21 protein-coding genes, 1 tRNA gene and 1 pseudogene are annotated in these 20,482 nt (G+C 62.5%); 8 read left to right on the forward strand and 15 right to left on the reverse strand.

From position 1 onward, the window contains the following. Window positions 1-271 precede the first annotated feature (271 nt). The 4 genes from ACLHHB_RS10120 to ACLHHB_RS10135 form a co-directional block, all read right to left on the reverse strand. Entirely contained in the window at window positions 272-1,006 is a 735-nt protein-coding gene (locus ACLHHB_RS10120) for an SDR family oxidoreductase (protein WP_410218181.1), read from the reverse strand. 44 nt (window positions 1,007-1,050) lie between these two features. Next, window positions 1,051-1,974 carry a calcium/sodium antiporter gene (locus ACLHHB_RS10125; RefSeq protein ID WP_410218161.1) on the reverse strand — a complete coding sequence of 308 codons (924 nt, stop codon included), beginning with the start codon at window positions 1,972-1,974 and terminating at the stop codon, window positions 1,051-1,053. Between the two features lie 105 nt (window positions 1,975-2,079). Next, the gene (locus tag ACLHHB_RS10130) at window positions 2,080-2,886 is read right to left on the reverse strand and encodes a S49 family peptidase (RefSeq protein ID WP_410218182.1); all 807 of its coding nucleotides are present in this window, start codon (window positions 2,884-2,886) and stop codon (window positions 2,080-2,082) included. A gap of 29 nt (window positions 2,887-2,915) precedes the next feature. Continuing rightward, window positions 2,916-3,959 carry a LacI family DNA-binding transcriptional regulator gene (locus tag ACLHHB_RS10135; protein WP_410218162.1) on the reverse strand — a complete coding sequence of 348 codons (1,044 nt, stop codon included), beginning with the start codon at window positions 3,957-3,959 and terminating at the stop codon, window positions 2,916-2,918. Between the two features lie 119 nt (window positions 3,960-4,078). On the opposite strand from ACLHHB_RS10135, the gene ACLHHB_RS10140 reads away from it, so the two are divergent. Further along, window positions 4,079-4,155: transfer RNA gene (locus ACLHHB_RS10140), tRNA-Arg, on the forward strand. Window positions 4,156-4,960: 805 nt separating this feature from the next. Here the strand turns inward: ACLHHB_RS10140 and ACLHHB_RS10145 are convergent. The 8 genes and pseudogenes from ACLHHB_RS10145 to ACLHHB_RS10180 all read right to left on the reverse strand — a co-directional run bounded on the left by ACLHHB_RS10145 (window position 4,961) and on the right by ACLHHB_RS10180 (window position 9,054). After that, window positions 4,961-5,152, reverse strand: a complete 192-nt coding sequence (locus ACLHHB_RS10145) for a hypothetical protein (protein ID WP_410218163.1) — start codon at window positions 5,150-5,152, stop codon at window positions 4,961-4,963. Window positions 5,153-5,562: 410 nt separating this feature from the next. Continuing rightward, complete coding sequence (locus ACLHHB_RS10150; RefSeq protein ID WP_410218164.1) at window positions 5,563-5,892, reverse strand: phage portal protein; 330 nt, start codon at window positions 5,890-5,892, stop codon at window positions 5,563-5,565. Then, window positions 5,834-6,340 (reverse strand): phage portal protein, encoded by a 507-nt coding sequence (locus ACLHHB_RS10155; RefSeq protein ID WP_410218165.1) that lies wholly within the window; start codon window positions 6,338-6,340, stop codon window positions 5,834-5,836. The genes ACLHHB_RS10150 and ACLHHB_RS10155 overlap by 59 nt, the downstream gene beginning before the upstream one ends. Further along, window positions 6,337-6,654, reverse strand: coding sequence for a phage portal protein (locus ACLHHB_RS10160; RefSeq protein ID WP_410218166.1), 318 nt, complete (start codon window positions 6,652-6,654; stop codon window positions 6,337-6,339). The genes ACLHHB_RS10155 and ACLHHB_RS10160 overlap by 4 nt, the downstream gene beginning before the upstream one ends. A 21-nt stretch (window positions 6,655-6,675) precedes the next feature. Then, window positions 6,676-7,671: pseudogene (locus ACLHHB_RS10165) on the reverse strand (terminase gpA endonuclease subunit). A 26-nt stretch (window positions 7,672-7,697) separates the two neighbouring features. Continuing rightward, a complete protein-coding gene (locus ACLHHB_RS10170; RefSeq protein WP_410218167.1) occupies window positions 7,698-7,835 on the reverse strand; it encodes a hypothetical protein in 138 nt (45 codons plus the stop codon). Window positions 7,836-7,887: 52 nt separating this feature from the next. Then, complete coding sequence (locus ACLHHB_RS10175) at window positions 7,888-8,481, reverse strand: RBBP9/YdeN family alpha/beta hydrolase (RefSeq protein ID WP_410218168.1); 594 nt, start codon at window positions 8,479-8,481, stop codon at window positions 7,888-7,890. Window positions 8,482-8,568: 87 nt separating this feature from the next. Next, a complete protein-coding gene (locus ACLHHB_RS10180) occupies window positions 8,569-9,054 on the reverse strand; it encodes an Lrp/AsnC family transcriptional regulator (protein ID WP_410218169.1) in 486 nt (161 codons plus the stop codon). A gap of 191 nt (window positions 9,055-9,245) precedes the next feature. Here ACLHHB_RS10180 and ACLHHB_RS10185 point away from each other — a divergent pair, with 191 nt between their 5' ends. The 7 genes from ACLHHB_RS10185 (at window position 9,246) to ACLHHB_RS10215 (ending at window position 16,792) form a co-directional block, all read left to right on the forward strand. Further along, window positions 9,246-9,698: an RrF2 family transcriptional regulator gene (locus ACLHHB_RS10185; protein ID WP_410218170.1), complete on the forward strand. Its 453-nt coding sequence runs from the start codon at window positions 9,246-9,248 to the stop codon at window positions 9,696-9,698. Between the two features lie 519 nt (window positions 9,699-10,217). Next, on the forward strand, window positions 10,218-11,213 hold the full coding sequence (locus ACLHHB_RS10190) for a sulfate ABC transporter substrate-binding protein (protein ID WP_410218171.1): 996 nt from the start codon (window positions 10,218-10,220) through the stop codon (window positions 11,211-11,213). 8 nt (window positions 11,214-11,221) lie between these two features. Beyond that, complete coding sequence (cysT, locus tag ACLHHB_RS10195; RefSeq protein WP_410218172.1) at window positions 11,222-12,070, forward strand: sulfate ABC transporter permease subunit CysT; 849 nt, start codon at window positions 11,222-11,224, stop codon at window positions 12,068-12,070. Continuing rightward, window positions 12,063-12,959, forward strand: a complete 897-nt coding sequence (gene cysW, locus ACLHHB_RS10200) for a sulfate ABC transporter permease subunit CysW (protein ID WP_410218173.1) — start codon at window positions 12,063-12,065, stop codon at window positions 12,957-12,959. Before cysT ends, cysW begins: the two co-directional genes overlap by 8 nt. 12 nt (window positions 12,960-12,971) lie before the next feature. Continuing rightward, complete coding sequence (locus ACLHHB_RS10205; RefSeq protein ID WP_410218174.1) at window positions 12,972-13,691, forward strand: sulfate/molybdate ABC transporter ATP-binding protein; 720 nt, start codon at window positions 12,972-12,974, stop codon at window positions 13,689-13,691. Window positions 13,692-14,390: 699 nt separating this feature from the next. Then, on the forward strand, window positions 14,391-15,833 hold the full coding sequence (locus ACLHHB_RS10210) for a hypothetical protein (protein ID WP_410218175.1): 1,443 nt from the start codon (window positions 14,391-14,393) through the stop codon (window positions 15,831-15,833). Continuing rightward, window positions 15,830-16,792, forward strand: a complete 963-nt coding sequence (locus ACLHHB_RS10215) for an NAD-dependent epimerase/dehydratase family protein (protein WP_410218176.1) — start codon at window positions 15,830-15,832, stop codon at window positions 16,790-16,792. The genes ACLHHB_RS10210 and ACLHHB_RS10215 overlap by 4 nt, the downstream gene beginning before the upstream one ends. Before the next feature lie 13 nt (window positions 16,793-16,805). Here ACLHHB_RS10215 and ACLHHB_RS10220 read toward each other — a convergent pair whose 3' ends face one another. The 3 genes from ACLHHB_RS10220 to ACLHHB_RS10230 are packed head-to-tail and all read right to left on the reverse strand — an operon-like array spanning window position 16,806 to window position 19,754. Further along, a complete protein-coding gene (locus ACLHHB_RS10220; protein WP_410218177.1) occupies window positions 16,806-17,579 on the reverse strand; it encodes an ABC transporter ATP-binding protein in 774 nt (257 codons plus the stop codon). Beyond that, on the reverse strand, window positions 17,573-18,640 hold the full coding sequence (locus ACLHHB_RS10225) for a FecCD family ABC transporter permease (RefSeq protein WP_410218178.1): 1,068 nt from the start codon (window positions 18,638-18,640) through the stop codon (window positions 17,573-17,575). Before ACLHHB_RS10225 ends, ACLHHB_RS10220 begins: the two co-directional genes overlap by 7 nt. Continuing rightward, entirely contained in the window at window positions 18,630-19,754 is a 1,125-nt protein-coding gene (locus ACLHHB_RS10230) for an ABC transporter substrate-binding protein (protein WP_410218179.1), read from the reverse strand. The genes ACLHHB_RS10225 and ACLHHB_RS10230 overlap by 11 nt, the downstream gene beginning before the upstream one ends. Between the last annotated feature and the right edge of the window lie 728 nt (window positions 19,755-20,482).

Raw genomic sequence — 20,482 nt, forward strand, 5'->3', positions numbered from 1 at the left:
TGCGCCCGCTGCAAGTTCCCGCCCCCGAGTGCAAGGTGGAAGCTTTCCACGGAATCTGTGGATAATTCTGTGCAAGAGCCGTGAGGATGGGTTTGGCCAACCAGCAATCGTTACACTTCCATGAAGTTGCCCATTATCTAGGCATTTTTCAAGGCCTTTGATTTGTTTGAAAAAAATAAGTTCCCCACAACAGCATCCGGGAAAGCATGAATAATCCAAGACATAGAACAGGATCGAAGACAAGCGGGGACAAACACGCGGACAGGTGGAATTACCGGACGGAACTGCCAACCACATCCGGCGTTTTCCACCCCAGGTGCTGGCCGCCGTCGACGCAGATCAGCTGTCCGGTGACGCCGCGCGCATCCAAGAAATAATCCAGAGCCTGAACGATTCCGTCGGCATCCGCTCCGCGCCCGAGAATTGTCCCTGCCCGTTGAGCGGCGAAATGTGCGGCCGACTGCCGCGCACCGATCATGGTCGGGCCGGGGCCGATGGCGTTCACCCGGACATTTGGTGCCAAAGCTTGCGCGGCTGTTTTCGTCAGCGACCAGAGGCCCGCCTTGGCGATGGAATAGGTCATGAACTCGGGCGTGGGCTTCAGGACACGCTGATCGACCATGTTGACCACAAGGGCCTGCGCCTGTGGCTCGTCGTTCTCGTCCGGCCGTGCCTTTGGCGCCTGCGCGGCAAAGGCCTGGACCAGCTGAAAGGGCGCCCGCAGATTGGAACCCAGATGCCGGTCCCACCCTTCCATCGTGGCGTTGTGGATGTTGTCATAGTCGAAGATCGAGGCGTTGTTGACCAGCACCGTCAGCGGGCCCATCGCCTGTGCGATCCGGGGAACAAGGCCGGCCGTTGCCTCGGCGTCCAGAAGGTCGGCCTGGAACAGCCGGGCGCGGACACCCATGCCTTCGGCGTCGGCTGCCGTCTGGCGCGCGGCCTCCTCCGAGCCGGAATAATGGATCGCCATGTCGAAGCCGCGCGAGGCCAGGTGCAGGGCCATGGCACGGCCAAGCCTGCGGGCCGCGCCCGTCACCAGCGCGACACTCACAGCAGGATCCAGGCATAGGTTCCATAAAGCGCCAGCATCACCGCCCCCGTCATGCGTCCGATGCTGATGAAGCGGAACAGGAATGGCGCCAGCAACAATGACGTGGCCAGCAGGACCCACAGGTCGAGGCGCAGCATTTCGGGCGGGATCGGCAGCGGCGCCACGATCGACGTGATACCCAGGATCGCCAGGATGTTGAAGATGTTGGAGCCGACCACATTGCCCAGCGCCATATCCGCCCGGCCCCGCAAGGCCGAGGCCACCGAGGCCGCCAGTTCGGGCAGCGACGTGCCGATCGCGACCAGTGTCAGGCCGATCACGGTTTCGCTGATGCCGAAGGCCAGCGCGATCTCGGTTGCGCCGTTGACGAGCAGGTTGGCGCCGATCGGCAGCATGATCAGGCCCAGGGCCAGCCAGAGGATGATCTTGCCCCAGCCCGCGCCAAGGGCCGCGCCCTCGATCTCGTTCGGATCGACGCGGCCGGTCGTCAGTTGACGCCACAGCACGGCGGCCAGCGCCAGCAGCAGGATCACGCCCTCGATGCGTCCGATCTCTCCGGTCATCGACAGGGCGATCAGCAGCACGGAGGCGCCGATCATCATTCCCCAGCTTTCGCGAAGATCATGTCCCTTGGTGACGATGACCGACACCAGCGCGGTCAGTCCCAGGATCACCAGCACGTTGGCGATGTTCGATCCGACGACATTGCCCATCGCGATGCCGCTGGAGCCCTTGACCGCCGCCGAGAGCGACACAAGCAGTTCGGGTGCCGAGGTGCCGAAGGCCACAACGGTCAGACCCACGACCAGCGGGGTCATCCCCAGCTTGAGGGCGAGGTTGACGGCCCCCTTGACCAGCAGATCGCCCCCAAGAACCAGCAGGACCAGTCCGCCCAGGACCAGCAGTATTTCAACGATCACGTCTTCCGATCCCCAGGATGTTTCTAATTGTTCGCCGGAAGGCCGGCCCCTTGACCAGGGCCATGATGACCATCACCAGCAGGAACAGCAGGACGATGCGCAGGCTCATCCGCGTGTTCCAAAGCGCTGAAAGGCGGCGCGGTCTTCGGCCGCATCCAGCAAGGCGTCGGCCGACAGGCCGATCCGGCGCAGGAGGGGTCGGCGCATGCCGTGCACCTCGAAGCGCACGTCCTTGCCATAGAGCGCCTTCATCTGGGGCACCAGATGGGCGATGCCGTCCGCAAGACCCAGCCGCACGGCCTCGCGCCCGGCCCAGAATTCCCCGGTAAACAGGTCGCGTCCTTCGGCCAGGCGCGAGCCGCGGCGCTGGCGGACATGATCCTTGAAGGCCTCGTGGATGGGCTCGAGAATGGCGTGCAGACGCTCCACATCCTCGGGTTTCTGGGGGCGAAACGGGTCCAGCGTGGATTTCGACCGGCCTGCCGTATGGACCCGACGCTCGATCCCCCACCGATCGATCAACTGGTGAAAGCCGAAGCCCGCCGAGATCACGCCGATGGAGCCCAGGATCGAGCTGTCATCGGCCCAGATCCGATCGGCCGAGCATGCCAGCCAGTAACCACCGGATGCAGCCACATCCTCGACAAAGGCATGAACCTCGGTCCCGTGCTCATCCGCCAGACGCCGAATACGGGCGGCGATCAGCGACGACTGCACGGGCGAGCCGCCAGGTGAATTGATCACGAGCGCCACGGCAACAGGCTTGCGGCGAAAGGCGCGCTGGATCATCGGGGCCAGGGCGGCATCGTTCAGCCCCCCACCCCGGCCTGCACCGCCAATGGTGCCAGACAAACGAATGACCGCGATGCGGCGCTTGCGGGACAGGTATCTGCCAAGGAATGGAATGCGCATCCCGAACAGATAAGCGCTGGCCCTGCGGGTCACAAGCGCGCTTCATCCTCCGTTGGCACGGCACGGATCGTGTCACCAGGGATGAAGGTCGGCGTCAGGGCGATGATGCGGCCTTCCGGCGGCGCATCCTTGCCCGCCACGAGACGCGCGGCGCGGCGCCCCACATCCACACGGCGCGCATCCGTGGTGGCCAGCCGCACCGGCAGTCCGTCCAGCAGATCGACGCCGTTGAACCCCGCAAGGCCGATGCGGCCCGGGATGTCATATCCCTGGTCGATGCAGTGCAGCAGCCCCCCTGCCCCGATCATGTCGTTCGAGAAATACAGGAAATCCAAGTCAGGGGCCCGGTCCAGGATCCGCTTGGTCAGTTCGCGCCCTTTCAGCAGCGATGAGCCGCCCTGGTAATATTCACGCGCCTCCAAGGGAACGCCCGCCTGGGTCAGCCCCTCTTCGAAGCCCAGCAGGCGTTTGCGCGCGCGGTGGTCTTCGGGCATGTGGGTGCCGACAAAGCCGATGCGGCGATAGCCTGCCTTCAGAATGCGGGCCGCCATCTCGCGTCCCGCCCGCATGTGGGAGATTCCGACCAGCGTGTCGATGCCCTCGCCATCGACATCCATGATCTCGACCACCGGTATGCCGGAATTCTGCAGCATGGCCCGCGAGGCCTTGCTGTGTTCCAGCCCGGCCAGGATCACCCCTGACGGACGCCAGGACAGCATGTCGTACAGCACCATCTCTTCGCGCGCGGGGGAATAGTTGGTGACGCCGATAACTGGCTGCAGCCCGGTATCGTCCAGTTCGGCCGAAATGCCGCCCAGCACGTCGGGAAAGACCAGATTAGACAATGACGGAATCACGACGGCGATAAGGTTCACGCGCTGGCTGGCCAGTCCGCCTGCGATCTTGTTGGGCACATAACCCAAGGTCTTGGCAGCCGTCAGCACCTTTTCGCGCGTGGCGGCGGAAACGTCGCCCCTGTTGCGCAACACGCGGCTGACGGTCATTTCCGACACGCCCGAGGCCTCGGAAACATCACGAAGTGTCAGCGGACGGCGAGGGCGCGTGGGGATCATGTCGGTCCGGCTTTCGAACAGGGTCTGGCGATGTTAGCGAAGGACATCAGGCCGGGCAACCGCTCCTGCTCACCTCTTCCTTGCCAAGGCGCTCCCAAATTCGTTAAAGGTCACAAGATGGCCCCGTGGCTCAACTGGATAGAGCAGCCCCCTCCTAAGGGGCAGGTTACAGGTTCAAGTCCTGTCGGGGTCACCAATGCACTATTTTGCCGTTGATAGGGCAAGCTAATTCCCTCCGTTTTGGAACTTGTTGCTCCCCACCCGTCCAAGACAGCGCCCGGCTTCTATCGAACTTCTTCGCATAGTGCATCAGCCTTCGCGGGTCGTGATGCACTGTCCACGCCTGCGCTTGGCCCGTCGTCGCACCGGCCTCAAACAGCTTCTCCGCGCGGCCTTTGAGCAGACCGTGCTCTGTTCGCTCTTCAATGTCGGCAGCGCGCACTTTGGTAGAAAACCGCTGTGAACTGCTTTAGCCGAGCGTGATGCACCTCGAGCTGTATGAAGAAACGTGATATGTTTTTCATGCCGCTTGTTGATAGCGTGATGAAGGGTCGCAAGATCATCAGCAAAGGCTAATGCGAGGTCGGACAATTGTCGCTGGAATGGCACCTCCACCTCGGCCCCTGTTTTCGTTGGTTATTAGGACAGCCACCCGCCTTTGGTGACGTTGCCTCGCCCAAGCCTAATTGCGTCAGAGATGCTAGCACCTGTCCAGAACATCAGTTCGACCGCCAATTGCTCCATAGACCCCAAGGGCCAGCATTGGCGGAAAGCCATGATTTGTTCGTTAATCCATGAAATATGGCCGTCGCTCTTCCGTGCACCTCAAAGCCCGCACGGGTTTCGATCTGCGGACTAGGCGCGCCCTGGAGGTAGACATGTTCCAGCCCGTCCACGGTGTGCGGATCAGCCACGACATACCATTTCGCTTGAGAGGTCAGGCGCAGTTCCACCACAAGGGTCAGGTTCGAGAACGGGTTGAAGGAGCCTGTTGTGCTGGCCTAAATATCCGCAAGCGCCCGCTGCATGGCTGTTTCCAATTCCGGCGGCACCAAGACGAAGCGCGGGGCCACTTCGATGGGCGCGCCGCTCAGGCCGGTGTTGCGGCGCATGGCGACGCAGGTCGTGTTCAGATCAGCCGTGACAGTCACGGCAACGGCAGCGGCGTTGCCATGACGGGCCGCGTCAAACATCGCCATCCCGTCCGACATGACCGGTTGGCTTCGATCTTGGCCACCAAGCGGGAGGCTTCGAAGTTCAAGGCGGCCGTGGCGGGAATGGTGCTGAAGGCCCCCAGATCGTCATTCACCAGCGCCTGAAGACTGATGGCGATGATCTTGCCGAAAGTGGTCACAGCGTACGTTTTGCCTGCTTCGTTGATGGTGCCGTGCTGAATTTCGCGCCCTCAAGAACCTTTTCCAGCTGGGCGCTTCGCCCAGGACCACGCGGCGGTTGGCGCGTAAGTCGCGAGCCGTGGTCTGGCGCGCCAGAAGGCGGGCACCAGACACCAGGACCTGATAGGAGCGGCGCAGCTCGCGGTTTACGGCATCGCCCAAGATCAGCGGGAAGTCTGCCGTTGTATGAAGGGCGCGGGTAATGAGCGTTACCATAGCCATGCCGCATGTCGAGAGACCGCTACGGAGCAGGCACGCGCGGGCCGCACGAAGCGCACGCTGCGGTAATCCGAGGTGTTGGCCTCGTTAGGGGTGATGTCGCCTGCCAAGGCCTTCCAGTCGATCCAGCGCCGCCACCGCGGGGCCAGAAGCTGGCCTTCAATCCGGGTGCGTTGCAGCATTTCGGCACGGCGGCGGAATTCCAGCAGGCCGAAGCAGGTGCTTGAATAGTTGGTTTGTGACAAATCGCCGGACAGCTGTTCATACATCAGCTCCAGCCCAGCAGCGATCTCGTGCAGCTGCGACTTGATGAAGTCCACTTGCTGCGACAGCCCGGCGGACGGCTGAGCAAATTTCCACGTCAGAGCCCGGCGGCAGGATGTGCATGGCGCCAAGCTCGAGGCTGACATTGGTCACGCCCGCTTGCGCCATGCCTTCAAAGCCTGCCGCGCCGCCTTTGATGTCGGTGATGAAGCCTGCAAACAGGCTTTGCGTTTTCAGGTTCATGAGCATGGCGTCTGATGCGGCATCATAGTCTGCCAGCTTCAAGAGCACCGGGGCCAGCCAGGTGACGCCCCGAACCTGCCCCGGAAAGATCGGGTCGAAGATATGCAGGATCTCCAAAGCCGGGATGCGCAGCGTTTCGCCAAAGGTGGCAAAGGCCGTGCCGGGGGCGTCAGGCAGGACGTGATAGGCCACCACCTGCTCGGAAGCGTCAAACTTTACCCCGGCCACGATACGCGCGCCGCTGCCCAGGTCGCGGGTCATGGCGGGTCGTCGATCTGGTCAGCGGGCAGGATGGACAATCGAAACCCGTTCGGCCCGCACAGGATGCGTACAAAGGCTTCACCGTCGCAGACAATGGCGCGGGCGATCAGGGGCATCTGCGGCCACACAATTGTCTCAAGCTCGCTGTTCAGGACGTGGGCAAGCTGCCGGTCCGGGTGCTGGGATTGAACCTGCCAGCCCTTGCCCACCAGCGCCGCCGTCCAAGCTTCCACGGCGCGGGCCGCGACTGGGTTATTGACCGACAGCGCCGCCGCGCGCGCCTTGGCAGGGCCTCGCGCTCGATGCCCTGGCACCAGCGCAGTGCCCTCCTCCGTTCAGCCGACAAAGGTGGCCTCAAGCCGATCGTGCTGCACATCGATGTCCACCGTTAGCGCCAAGGCTTCGACCGGGACTTGTGATTAGCCGAAGGGCGCTGCACGGGCGGCAAGCTCGTCCTCTGCCAGTTCGTCGCCCTTGCTCCGCCAGCCTTGCCCCAAGATCGTGTTGTCGAAGGTCTGCAGTGTTGTAGGATCGTCCTTCGCGACGGCGAACTCGGCAGCCAGCTTTCCCCGAGCGACGTTGGCGTGCAGCGTAGACGAGGGCGTTGAGTCAAAAACTCGCATGTCCCCGCACTTCGGGACGGGTCGCCCGCCAGTGCCCCTTTGCGACCATGACCGGCTTGTGCCGCTTTCTGGTTTCCACTCCACAATGGGGCAGCGGAAGCGGGCCCTGTCGGATGCGCCCTCGTCCCAAGCCATGTCCGTCCACCGGATTTTCGTCATTGCTCCGCAAGCCGGGCACGGAACCTCAAATATGCGTGCACCCGACTGCGCATACGCTCGCAAGACATGGCTTGTGTCATCCTGCACTGGCATGCTGCTCATGACGGTCCTGCGGCCCGGGAATGACAGCGGGTGGCGCTCTGCCAGCATGATTGGCGAACCTTCTGCCGTGGCCTCCATCCCATCGGCCTCGTTGATGAACAGGATGCGGACGTTGTGGCGACGCAGGTTGCGCGGTGCTTTGGCCGCAACGACTTTAAGGAAGCCGCCAGGGATGCGGCGCGACAGCAACGTATTCTGCCCAGCTTCGTCGCGCTCATTGGACAGTGCGGCTGCAACGGCCGGCGAAGCTGAGAAGATTGGCTCGATGTCGCTGACTATGTAATCCTGACAGCCGATTTCAGTCGGAAGCAGGCACAAGATCAGAGCGGGCTCATCTGCAACGGATCTGGCGACGGCGCTGGTCAGGTCATCGTGCTGATGATGACATGCAGCCGAGGCGCCACGCGATGGGCAGGCATGACAGGATGCATATCGATGTTCACGAATCCCTCCTTGTCAGAACGCCGGCAGGGTCAGATTGAGGCGATCAGCACGATCGTCCACAGCGCAAGGCTGGCCCCGATTGCGGCGAGGATCATCGGTGTGATCCTGTCGCTGTCGTCTCGGGAATGGGTGCGGCGAAGATAGGCTTCGGTCTGGATGTCGAACATGGGAACCTCCGTTCTGACAGGTGTTGAGGCGGGTCTTGTTCCGGCAATATGGTCAGGCGGGCAGCCGGGCCCTGGCCGGCTGCGCCCATGTGCCGATCATGCGGCGCAGGATCGAAGGGCGCTGCGTTTGAGTCAGCAATGCGTCACGCATAGCCTTGGCCGCAGGCCAAGGACCAAAGCCCGATGCCGCGTTGATATGACCCGCATGACCCAGATCATGCAGGGTCGCACCCCAGGAAAGAGCCAGCTGTTGGCTTGTCTCGAAACTCATCCAGGGATCGTTACGGCTGGCCACGACCAAAGTCGGCACATCGAAACGTTCGCGCGGCAGGCTGCCAAAGCGGCGTGTCCGTTCCGAAATCTGGGGATCGGCAGGCGCGACCAGCAAGGCGGCGCGGACGCGCAGCCCCGGCCAGCGGGCCAGCAGATGCGCAATCGTGACGGCACCAAGCGAATGTCCAACCAAGATGCTGCCGGGATGGGTCATCACATGGACGGCCAGAGTAGCCTCCCAGACTTCGCGGACGGGGCGGGTCATGTCACCCATGTCCAGCATCATGGCATCGGGATCGGTACGGGCCCACCACTCCTGCCAATGCGGTGCGGGCGAGCCATCCAGTCCGGGCACGATCAGCGTCTTGGTCATGTGAACCTCCTTGAGAATCACCTATAAGACTACAATGTAAGTCGTGTATTTTGGTTCCAAAGATCGCCTCCCAAAGGGAAGCGTGTTCTATCGGTCGCGGGTGTTCACAGGATAGGCGGTGGTGTGGTGCAGTTGCTCCATCGCAAAATGCGATGTCACATTCCGAATTGCCACGGAGTCGGTCAGCGCCTTGTAAAAACGGTCAAAGGCGGCCATGTCGGGCACTGCAACGCGGAGCAGATAGTCGATGTCGCCCGCCATCCGCCAAGCTTCCATGACTTCGGGCAGCTTGTCCAAGGTGCGGGCGAAGGTGCTGCGCCATTCGCTGCCGTGATCGGCTGCCTCGATGCCCACAAAGACAGTCAGCCCAAAACCCAGCAGTGCCGGATCGGCCAGCGCGACCCGGCGTCTCAGCACACCCGACGCTTCCAGCTTCTGGATCCGCTTCCAGCAGGGGGTCTGAGAAAGACCGACCCGGTCCGCAATCTGCGAAATGGGGATGGTGGCATCATCCATCAGTGCTGCGACGATCTTCCGGTCGATCAGGTCAAGGGGAGGAATGACATGTGACATGGGCGACTCCTTTCGCCATCAGAATGCCGCGAATCCATACAATGTCTAGATTTATTATCGTCTTTTAACCTTGCAGCGCTTTTCAGTATCTGTTTTCAGGAAAAACCACGGGATCGAGTCGTCTTTTCTGGTCTGGGTCGGCATTCCTCCCTATACCCTGCTGGTACCATCGCCACTGCCTTGGGGGGCCCATGATCACGCAAAAGATGAAATACGCCCTGAAGGCCCTGCTTGCTCTGGGGGATGAGGCCAAGCGCGAGAGTCCCGAGGCATTGACCATCGAGGAAATCGCCAAGCGCTCTGGCACCCCGAAGCGCTTCTTGGAACAGATCCTGCTCGAGATTCGCAATGCCGGCATCGTGGCATCGATTCGGGGACGCTCGGGTGGCTATATGCTGATCAAGCGCCCCGAAGACATCTCGATTTCCGAACTGCTGCGTCTGATCGACGGCCCGATCGCACCGCTGCCATGCTTGTCACGACGCGCTTATCAGCGTTGTGATGACTGTACCGACGAAGCCAGCTGCCGCCTGCGCCGGGTCTTTGCCGAGGTCTTCTGGTCCTATCTGATCCTGATCGACTCTCTCAGCCTGGCGGACATGCTGGGTTCGGACGAGGTGGCGGCGCAACTGACTGGCACCTGACGCCACGCTGCCCGGCCCTCCATCAAGTCAAGCGGAGAAAATATTTCTCCTGAGTCATCGAAAGTAGAACATTCCTTTCTCTTGATTAACACGACCACTCCTGTCGTTATTTGGGTATTACCGAACGGCATACGCTTGCTGACAGGAGAGAACCATGATGAGCACCTTGATCCCGGCTCTGCCCCTTTGGGCGATCTCGCTCTTCGACCGTCACCGTGATCGCAGCCATGATGCCAGCAAAACGTCCCGGCGGGTGGCAGGCATCATGTCGGCAAGGACTGTCTGCACAGCGTTCTCCGAACGCGCACCGCATGTCGACCATGGATACAGAACCTTTCCACATCCTGCCTCCGAGGCGCAGTGCAGCAGGCAAGGCAACCAGGCCCCGGCATGGCACGCAGCCGCCGCGCGCGGGTTTGCCCAGGCGCGCCTGACCCCGACCGGTCTTTGACTTCGTCTGCCTTCATTGATTTCGCCGGATTGCAACAGTCTCGCTCCGGCCTCGCACGAGGATCTGCCATGACCTTTCGCCTTGCCTCCTTGCGGCATGCCGCGCCGCTTTTGCTGGGTCTTCTGGCCCTGCCCGCACAAGCGCAAAGCCTCTTGAACGTCAGCTATGACCCGACGCGCGAATTCTACCGCGAGTTCAATGAGGTATTTGCCGCACACCGGGCTGCTCAAGGCCAGGATGAACCACAGATCGAAACCAGCCACGGCGGCTCGGGTGCGCAGGCGCGCGCCGTGATCGACGGGCTGAACGCGCAGGTGGTCACGCTGGCACTGGCCGGTGACATCGACCGCATCGCCGAGGCGACCGGCAAGCTGCCCGCCGACTGGCAGTCGAAGCTGCCGCACAATTCCAGCCCTTACACGTCGACCATCGTGTTCCTGGTCCGGGACGGCAATCCCAAGGAGATTCAGGATTGGGATGATCTGGTGAAGGATGGCATCGAGGTCATCACGCCCAATCCCAAGACCAGTGGCGGCGCACGCTGGAACTATCTTGCCGCTTGGGCCTGGGCCGAAAAGAACGACCGCGATCCCGCTGAATTCGTGGGCCAACTGTTCACCCATGTGCCTGTGCTCGATACCGGCGCGCGTGGCGCCACCACGACCTTCGCCCAACGCGGCATCGGCGACGTGCTGCTGGCTTGGGAGAACGAGGCCTATCTGGCACTGGCCGAACTGGGCGAGGACCAGTTCGACATCGTCGTGCCCTCGCTGTCGATCCTGGCAGAGCCTCCGGTGGCGCTGGTCGAAGGCAACATCGCCGACGATGCACAGCGGGACCTGGCAACGGCCTATCTTGATTTCCTCTACAGCCCCGAGGGTCAGGCCTTGGCCTTCAAGCACTATTACCGGGCTTGGGACGACAGTGCCGCCAACCCCGAAGACGTGGCCCGCTTCCCCGACCTGGAACTGGTCAGCATCGGCGACCTTGGCGGATGGGCCAAGATCCAGCCCGAGCATTTCGGCGACGGCGGGATCTTCGATCAGATCTATACGGCAAAATGAGCGGCCAGATGACAGCCCGTACGCGCGCACCCCTGATCCGGCAGACAGCCATGCCGGGCCTGACGCTGTCCGCCGGGATCACGCTGACGATGCTCTCGATCGTGGTGCTGCTGCCCATCGGCGCCTTGCTGTGGAAGGGCGCCAGCTTCGGCCCTGCGCAGGTCTGGGAGGTCGTCAATCGCGACCGGGTCTGGGCCGCGCTGTGGCTGTCCTTCCGGCTGTCATTTCTGGCAGCCGCCTTCAACCTGGTCTTCGGCCTGCTGCTGGCTTGGGTCCTTGTCCGCTATCGTTTCCCCGGCAAGCGCATGATGGACGCGGCCGTGGACCTGCCTTTCGCGCTGCCGACTGCCGTGGCCGGCATCGCATTGACCGCGCTTTACGCCCCCAACGGCGTGCTGGGCAGTCTGGCCGGCCAGATCGGCTTGAAGATTGCCTATACGCAATGGGGTATTTTCCTGGCCCTGGTTTTCGTCGGCCTGCCCTTTGTCACCCGAACCGTCCAGCCGGTGATCGAGGAAATCGAGAGCGAAGTCGAAGAAGCGTCGGCCACTCTGGGTGCCTCCCGCATCCACACATTGCGGCACGTGATCCTGCCCATGCTGATGCCGGCAACACTGACGGGCTTTGCTCTGTCACTGGCGCGGGCTGTCGGCGAATACGGGTCGGTCATCTTCATTGCGGGCAACATCCCGTTGCGAACCGAGATCGCGCCGTTGCTGATCGTCATCCAGCTGGAAGAATTCAATTATGACGCAGCCGCGGCCATCGGCATCGCCATGCTTGTCATCAGCTTTGCCATGCTGCTGACCATCAACCTCATCCAGATCTGGTCCCGCAGGAGAACAGGCGATGTCTGAAATGACCCTTGCCGACAGGCCCGCCCCAATTTCGGCGCGCGGGCGCCCCTTCCGCAGCGCCACGAGCGAAACGCCAGCCACGCGCCTGATCCTGATCCTGCTGGCTGCGGGCGGCCTGGCCTTGCTGGTAGGCGCCCCCCTCGCCGCGGTCTTTGCCGAAGCGCTGGCTCAAGGATGGTCCGCGGCCGCAGCCAGCCTGCAAAGCCACGACGCAATGTCGGCCATCCGGCTGACATTGCTGATCACCGCCATCGCGGCACCGCTGAACGCGGTTTTCGGTATCGCGGCCGCCTGGTTCATCACCAAGTTCGACTTTCGCGGCAAGGCCTTCCTGATCACGCTGATCGACCTCCCCTTCAGCGTCAGTCCGGTTGTGGCCGGCCTGTGCATCGTCCTGCTGTTCGGCGCCAACTCGACCTTGGGCGGCTGGCTGGTCGCGCACGGTTATCCCGTCGTCTTTGCCGTGCCCGGCATCGTTCTGGCCACAGTGTTCGTGACCTTTCCCTTCGTGGCGCGCGAACTGATCCCGGTGATGATCGAGCAGGGCCGCGCCGAGGAGGAGGCCGCGCTGACCCTTGGCGCGTCGGGCTGGCGGACCTTTTGCACCGTGACCCTGCCCAACATCCGCTGGGCGCTGCTGTACGGCACGCTTCTGTGCACCGCACGAGCCATGGGCGAGTTCGGGGCGGTCGCGGTCGTGTCCGGCAAGATCCGCGGCCAGACCGCAACCATGCCGATCACCATCGAGATGTTCTACAACGAATACCTGTCGGTCGCGGCCTTCTCGATGGCGGCCCTGCTGACAAGCTTTGCCCTGCTGACCCTGATGCTGAAAACCGCGCTGGAACTGCGTCACGCCGACCAGCTTTCCGCCACCCGCCGCCACTGAAAGGGCCGGTCCATGCATATCGAAATCGACGAGATCGCCAAGAGCTTTGGTGCCACCACCGCCTTGTACCCGGTATCGCTGGCCATTCCGTCAGGCGCGCTGGTGGCCTTGCTGGGCCCATCAGGGTCCGGCAAGACAACCTTGCTGCGCATCCTGGGCGGGCTGGAGTTTCCGTCCTCCGGGCGGGTGCTGTTCAACGGGCAGGATGCCACAGGCATGTCCGTGCAGGACCGCCGCGCAGGCTTCGTGTTCCAAAGCTATGCCCTGTTCCGCCACATGACGGTGTTCGAGAACATCGCCTATGGCCTGCGTGCCCGCCAGCGGGCCACCCGCCCCAACAAGGCCGAGATCGACCGGCGGGTGCTGAAGCTGTTGGACCTGATCCAGCTGCCCCAGATCGCCGACCGTTATCCCGCGCAACTGTCGGGTGGCCAGCGCCAGCGGGTCGCCCTGGCCCGCGCCTTGGCCATTGAGCCCCGCATGCTGCTGCTGGACGAACCCTTCGGCGCGCTGGACGCCAAGGTGCGCAAGGAGTTGCGGCAGGGCCTTCGCGACATTCATGACGAGACCGGCCTGACCTCGGTCTTCGTGACCCACGACCAGGAGGAGGCGATGGAGCTTGCCGACCTGGTCGTTGTCATGTCCATGGGCCGGATCGAGCAGATCGGAAAGCCGCAGGACATCCGCACCAGACCCGCGACCGCATTCGTGCGCGAGTTCATCGGGGCCTGAAACAGGATTCTGGTGGCCCGCTTGTGCGCCTGCCCAAGAGACAGGCGACATCTTGAAGGTGCAGCACCCTGACCGACTTTTGCGACCCTTTGGAATGTGGCGGGTCGGCATGCAGGCTGACCAGCCACATGCCGACCAGGCGCTGCCAAAACATCAGCCGATTTGCCTGCTGATGTCCCCGCTGACTGTGACAGTGCGCAGGCGCTGTTGGTCCAGCGGCCATTGCCGCCGCTCAGGGACGCAATCCCGGCCAACTTGAAGCCGCATACGACTGTCGATCATGGCACTGTTGGAGGAAACAGTCAGCCGGGCAACTGAACTCGTAAAAAAGCAACACCACATTGCCCGGCCGATAAGCCTCTTATGTCTGGCTTTGGCCTTTTCGTCATCCTGTCTTTATAGATAGTTAAGACGGTTTCCAAAGCTGCTTGATATCTAAATCCGGTCCTGCAGGCTCGCAGGACGACGGTGATTCCCGGCTGACCATGCCTTTCATGCACCCGACCTTTGCTGTCCCGCACATGAAGATCACTTTCAACTCTGTACAAAAAAGATTATCCAGACAAGCGAACGGGTCCTGTCGAACAGGTGCGGATTCAGAAGGCGTCATGCCCTTGTCACCACCTGACCTGCAAGACTTGCGCCATGCTGCGAATGTCGTGGCAACCACACTTTGTCCACAAGGACAGGACGAACCTGATGTATCCTCATTCCCGCATCGGCAAAGCGCATTTCCTGGTCTACAGCAACGGTGTCCAGCCTTTTGCCGGCAATGCGGACCATTACTGCCGGAGCGCCCTGAAGGTCGGCTTCGACACCGCCACCCATTACACCGAGGACATGCTGCGCCAGACCCCGTTCTGGGAAGAAAACAGGTCCATCTTGGAACAGCCCCGGGGTGCGGGCTACTGGTTGTGGAAACCTTATGTCATCTTGGACAAGCTGAAGCAGGTCGGGCCCGATGACATTGTCATCTACAACGACGCCGGCCGCTATGCCACCGGCTCATTCGCACCTTTTCCCGCATTTCCCCAAGCGGCCGCGGAACTGACTGCCCTTAGCCCCAAGCGGTTCATCCTGGGCACACGCATCCCATGGCTGATCCAAGGGCAATACACCAAGCGCGATTGCCTGATCCTGACCGGTGCGGACAGCCGCGAGATGCGCCTGGCTCCGCAGATAAACGCCTGCCCGGCCCTGTTCATGCCTTCGCCCGCAAGCTTTGATTTCCTGCAGACATGGCTGGATTACGCACGGGACCCGCGCATCCTGACCGATCAGCCCGATGAGCTGGGGGAACCCTATCCGGAGTTCGAGGATCATCGGCACGACATGGCGATCGCCTCCATCCTGTTGCACAAGACGAAGGGTCATTACTTCGACCTGTCGGAGGACGGCGCTCTGGCCGAAGCGGAAGAGCTGCGCCGCCGCAACCGTCACGTGCCCCGCCTGCAGACGCATGTCGGTTATCTGTCCCTTATTGCCTCCCGCGCGCTGAAGGACGATTTCTTTGCGGATGAAACACCTGATCTTGCCCCGATGGGCAGGCTGATCCGCAACCTGACCCCGGACGAGCCGATCCCCGAGCAGAAGGAAGTCCTGTCCCCCGATGTCCTGCTGGATGAATTCGTGGCCATGGCTGCAGGAAACGCAGAAAGTATCACTTTCGATCATCTTCGTGCTGCCGCATCCCGGAACAGGATCACTGCCATGAAGCTGCACGGGCTGGCCAAGGTGCAGGCCGATGAGGCGGCCTTGATGGCTCATGCGCTTGAAACTGCGCTGCACGAAATGCAGGCGCTGGGCCTTCCGGTTACCGAGAAGAGCGTCGTGGATCTTTCGGTCAGGGCCGTCCATCTCGCCATCGCGGCGCAACCGGAAACCGAAAAACGCATGGCGGCCGAACTGGCCTGGGCATCGCTGGACGACGAGGGACGTGCCCTGTTCAAGGCGCAGTTCAACCGGCCCACAACCGAACGGGGCCAAAAGGCGCTTCAGGATTTCGCGGGATTCCTGCTCGACAGGAACATCCTGTCGCTGAACGTGGAGCTGGCCGGACGCAGCAAGATGTTGCGCAGCGCCATTTCGAAACATCTCACGGTCTGGATGCATCCGGCCGATGCCGGGGGAGACTTGTCATGACGGAAAGTCCGCAAAAGCTGCTGGTCACGGGCGGGGCCGGCTTTATCGGCAGCCACCTGTCCAATGCCCTGCTGGCAGAGGGCCACCAAGTCGTCATCCTGGATGACCTCAGCTCGGGATTTTCCGGCAATGTGCCACCTTCCGCACAATTCGTGCAGGCCAGCGTTACCGATGCGGCCGCAGTCGCGGCGGCAGCCACGGACTGCGATGCCATCTTTCACCTGGCGGCGCTGGTCTCAGTTCCCGAATGCATCAGCGATTGGACCGGGGGCCATCGCGTGAACATCGGCGGCACCATCAACGTGATGCAGGCCTCCCGGATGCAGGGAAACATCCCGGTCATTTATGCGTCCTCGGCTGCCGTCTATGGGGACCAGACAAAGGACCTGTGCCACGAGGATGACCGGCCCGCCCCGTTGTCGCCTTATGGCGCCGACAAGCTGGCCTGCGAACATCATGCCAGCGCCTTCTGGCATGTCCACGGCCTCCCGTCGATGGGCCTGCGGTTCTTCAACGTTTACGGGCCGGGCCAGAGCATCACCTCGCCCTATGCCGGCGTGATTGCACGATTCTGCGAGAACGCGCGGTCGGGTCAGCCCCATGCGATCTTTGGCGATGGCCTGCAGACGCGCGACTTCGTTCACGTGTCGGACGTGGTTGCCATTCTGATCCGGTCACTGGACCTGCTGTTCCTGCAACCGCAGGCTCTGGTGTCGAATGTTTGTTCGAACAGTGCGACCAGCCTTCTGGACCTGACTGCCGAACTGGGCCGGATCATTCCCGGCAGCGACCGCGACATCCGCTTTCTGCCTGCGCGCAAAGGTGACATCCGCCTGTCGCGCGGAGACGACGCGCGCATGAAACGCCTGTTCGGCCACAACAGGACGCTGCCTCTGTCCCAAGGGCTGGCGACCCTGTTCGCCACCCTGCCGCATCAAGGCGCCCGCAACCCCGCATGAAATCGCGTGCGCCTCAGGCCACGGCCGCAGGTCTTGCGGGCGACCGGCCGTCCACGATCAACTGCGGCATTCCCTTCGAGCAGGTCTCGATCCGAGCCTCGACGTCGAAGACCCGCCGCAGCAAGGACGGCACCACGACCTGAGACGTCGGGCCGCAGTCGACCAGCCTGCCCTGGTCGATGACCATGGCCATGTCGGCAAAGCGCAATGCGTGACCCAAGTCATGGATCGCCACGATGATCAGCAGCCCTTGTTCCCGCGTCAGCCGGTGCAGCAGCGCCAGAAGGTCGATCTGCCGGCTGAGATCGAGGGCGGAGGTGGGCTCGTCCATCAGCAGGATCTGCGGCCGCTGCGCCAGAGCCTGCGCGGCACTGACCATCTGGCGCTGTCCTCCACTGAGATCGCCGATGTCGCGCCCGCGCAGATGCAGGATGCCCAGCATCCGCAGCACATGGTCGACCTGCGCGTGATCCTCGGGCAGGACCTTCAGGCGGCGCCCCTGCATCCGCGCCAGAAGGATCGACTCATAGACCGACAGAACAGGCCGTGCGCCGCTGTCCTGGGGCATGTAGGCCAACGGCCGCGCAACGGTGGCATCCGAAATGCGCACCTCCCCCTGACCGCGAATCAGGCCAAAGATGCGCCGGAACAGCGTCGACTTGCCGGCGGCGTTTGGCCCCAGCAGGGCGACCAGTTGCCCGCCCTGCAGGGGAGGCGTCGTGATGTCCGACAGGATCTGGCGCCCGCCGCAGATGGCGCTGACGCCTTCCAGTTGCAGGCTTACCATGAGGCGGCCCTCCGGCTCAGGATCAGGTACAGAAAGAACGGAATGCCCGCGATCGACGTGACGATGCCGATGGGAATCACCGTTCCCGGAATGATCATCTTGGACAGGACCGAGCCGATCGACAGGATCAGCGCCCCCGACAAGGCCGCGCCGGGCAGCAGGAAACGCTGATCCTCGCCCAGAAGCATCCGCGCGATATGCGGTCCCACCAGCCCGATGAACCCGATCGTGCCCACGAAGGACACCGAGATCGACGCCAGAAGGCTGACGATCATCAGCACCTCCAGCCGCAGGCCGCGCAGGCTGACGCCCATGCTTTCGGCCTTGGCATCGCCCAGCCGCATCGCGGTCAGCGCCCATCCGCGCCGCAGCAGCAGGGGCATCGCCACCGCCAGCACCGCGACGGAAATCCACAACTTGGGCCAGGTCGCCTTGGTCAGGCTGCCCATGGTCCAGAACACGACCGCCGCCACGGCCTGCTGGCTGGCAAAGAACTGTATCAGCGACATCAGCGCGTTGAAGATGAAGACCAGCGCGATGCCCAGAAGAATGATCGTCTCGTTGTTGACGCCCCGGCGCAGGCTGAGCCCATAGATCGCCAGCGAGGTCAGCATGGCCATCAGAAAGGCGTTGATCGGAATGACATATTCGACGGCAAAGGGGAACAGTGCGACCCCGAAGGCCAGCGCCAGCGCCGCACCGAACCCTGCCCCGGCCGAGATGCCAAGCGTGAAGGGGCTGGCCAAGGGGTTGTTCAGGATGGTCTGCATCTGCATGCCCGCCACCGACAGGCTGGCGCCGACCACCAGCGCCATCAGGGCGACCGGCATCCGGATGTCCCACAGGATGACGCGCACCTGTTCGTCCACCCGGCCAGGCCACAGCAGCGCCTCGACCACCTGACCCAGGCTGTAGCGTGCAGGCCCCAAGGCCAGATCCGTGCACAGGCTCAGCACCAGCGCCGCCGCCAGCGCCAGCAGGGTCAGCTGCCGCCGCAGGACAAGCGTGCGGTAGAAATCGCACGCCCGTGTCGGCGCAAGCGCGGCGGGATCACTGCTCATCTAGCGAAACCCAGTAGCCCGGCTGATAAGCCACCGGCAGGAAACGCTCGTGCAGGTCGATCAGCGTCGCCTCAGGGTCCAGGTCGGGGAACAGGTCGGGGTGGAGCCACTTGGCCAGCCGCTGCACGGCGACGAAATAGTAGGGATTATCATAGAACTGGTGCCAGATGGCATGGAACTGGCCTGTCTTGACAGCCTCGATCCCCGTCATGGCGGTCCGGTGGGTCAGCGCCTCCAGCTTGGCGCGCGCAGCCTCCATGTCCGAACCCGGGCCGACGCCCACCCAAGCACCGCCGGGGACATACGCCTCCCATTGGCCACCTGTCACGATGACCTGATCAGGATTGGCCGCGATGATCTGCTCGGGGTTCAGCGTCCCGAAGGTCGTGGGCAGAATGTCCTTGGCGATGTTCGTTCCCCCGGCCATCTCGACATAATCGCCGAAATTGCCTGCGCCGAAGGTCATGCAGCAATCGTCGGAATAGCCGCCAGCGCGGTCAACGAAGACGGTCGGCCGCTCGAACTTCGCATTCTCCAGAACGTCGGTAACGCGGGCAATCTGCGCATCGACAAAGTCGATATATTCCTCGGCCTTCTCCTCCTGCCCGATCAGCTTGCCCATGATCCGCATGGAGGCGACGCTGTTGGCCATCGGGTCTTCGCGGAAATCGACATACACGATGGGAATGCCCAGCTTGGCCAGCTTGTCGTCATATCCCGCGTCTTCGGTCGCGGCACGTGCCTCCAGGTTCATCAGCACGACGTCGGGCTTCAGCGAGGCCGCCTGTTCCACATCAAACGTGCCGTCCTTGAAGCCCCCGAAGGTCGGCAGGTCACGCAACTGGGGAAACTTTTCGGCATAGGCTGCATAGGTGTCAGGATCGGCCTGCAAGAGATCCTCGCGCCAGCCGACCACCCGAGCAAAGGGATCGTCCCGCTCGAGCACGCCCAGCAGATAGATCTGGCGGCCTTCGCCCAGGATGATCCGTTCAGCAGGTGCCTCGACCGTCACCTCACGGCCGGCAACGTCGGTGATGGTGACCGGATCGGCCGCTGCATGAAGGGTGCCAACAACAGCAAAGGCTGCCGACAAGGTCAGAAGACGCACGCACATGGGAAAGATCCATTTCCTGAAGTACAGATCGCCGCGGTAAAGTTTAGCGGAGTAAAAAAGTCAAGATTTAATGACATCCGCGTCCTGCAGGACAATGCAGTTTTTGTTTTGCCCTCGACTCATCCGATCCATCATTCTGGGCACCTGGTTGTCGGACGGTATCGGAGAAGCCTGGAAACCAACAGGATACAGCAACCGAAAACCTCGGTCGGCCCACGGTGGAAAGATACGGTTATGCTGGCTGAGTGCCGCACCGGCATGATCTTGCCGAGTGTCGGCTGGGCGTCCCTTGCCAAAGCGCAGATCCTGTCCGAATGGCCAATCATCAAGGCATAGCGATGACGCCAGAGTGTGCATGTTCAGGGAGAACCTGCCTTGGCATCATCTGCGGGTCAGGCGACTTGTTGCAGGCTCATCGGTCAAGCCATTCATACGGCGTTCAAGCTCCGGAGAGTGGCACCTACTCCATCAATACAGAAAATTGAACTTCAGGAGGGTACCGGAGCGGCAGGCAGATCAAAGGGCGGCCAATGGCCGCCCTTGGACGCCTCAAAGCTAAAGAGGGATCAGAATTCCATCAATTGCGGCCGGGCCGAGGTGCGTCCCTGGGCTGCCCTTTTCGGAGTGAACTCGGTTTCGGCCATGGCCACGGGGCGCGGACAGGAAGAACCCGCCCCGCCAGTCGCCTGGCCGCCGATCTCGAACGACCGGATTTCGCGGGCCAGTTC

Origin of the sequence: Paracoccus sp. (in: a-proteobacteria) (assembly GCF_046462195.1) — a bacterium.
In the GTDB taxonomy this organism is placed as follows: domain Bacteria; phylum Pseudomonadota; class Alphaproteobacteria; order Rhodobacterales; family Rhodobacteraceae; genus Paracoccus.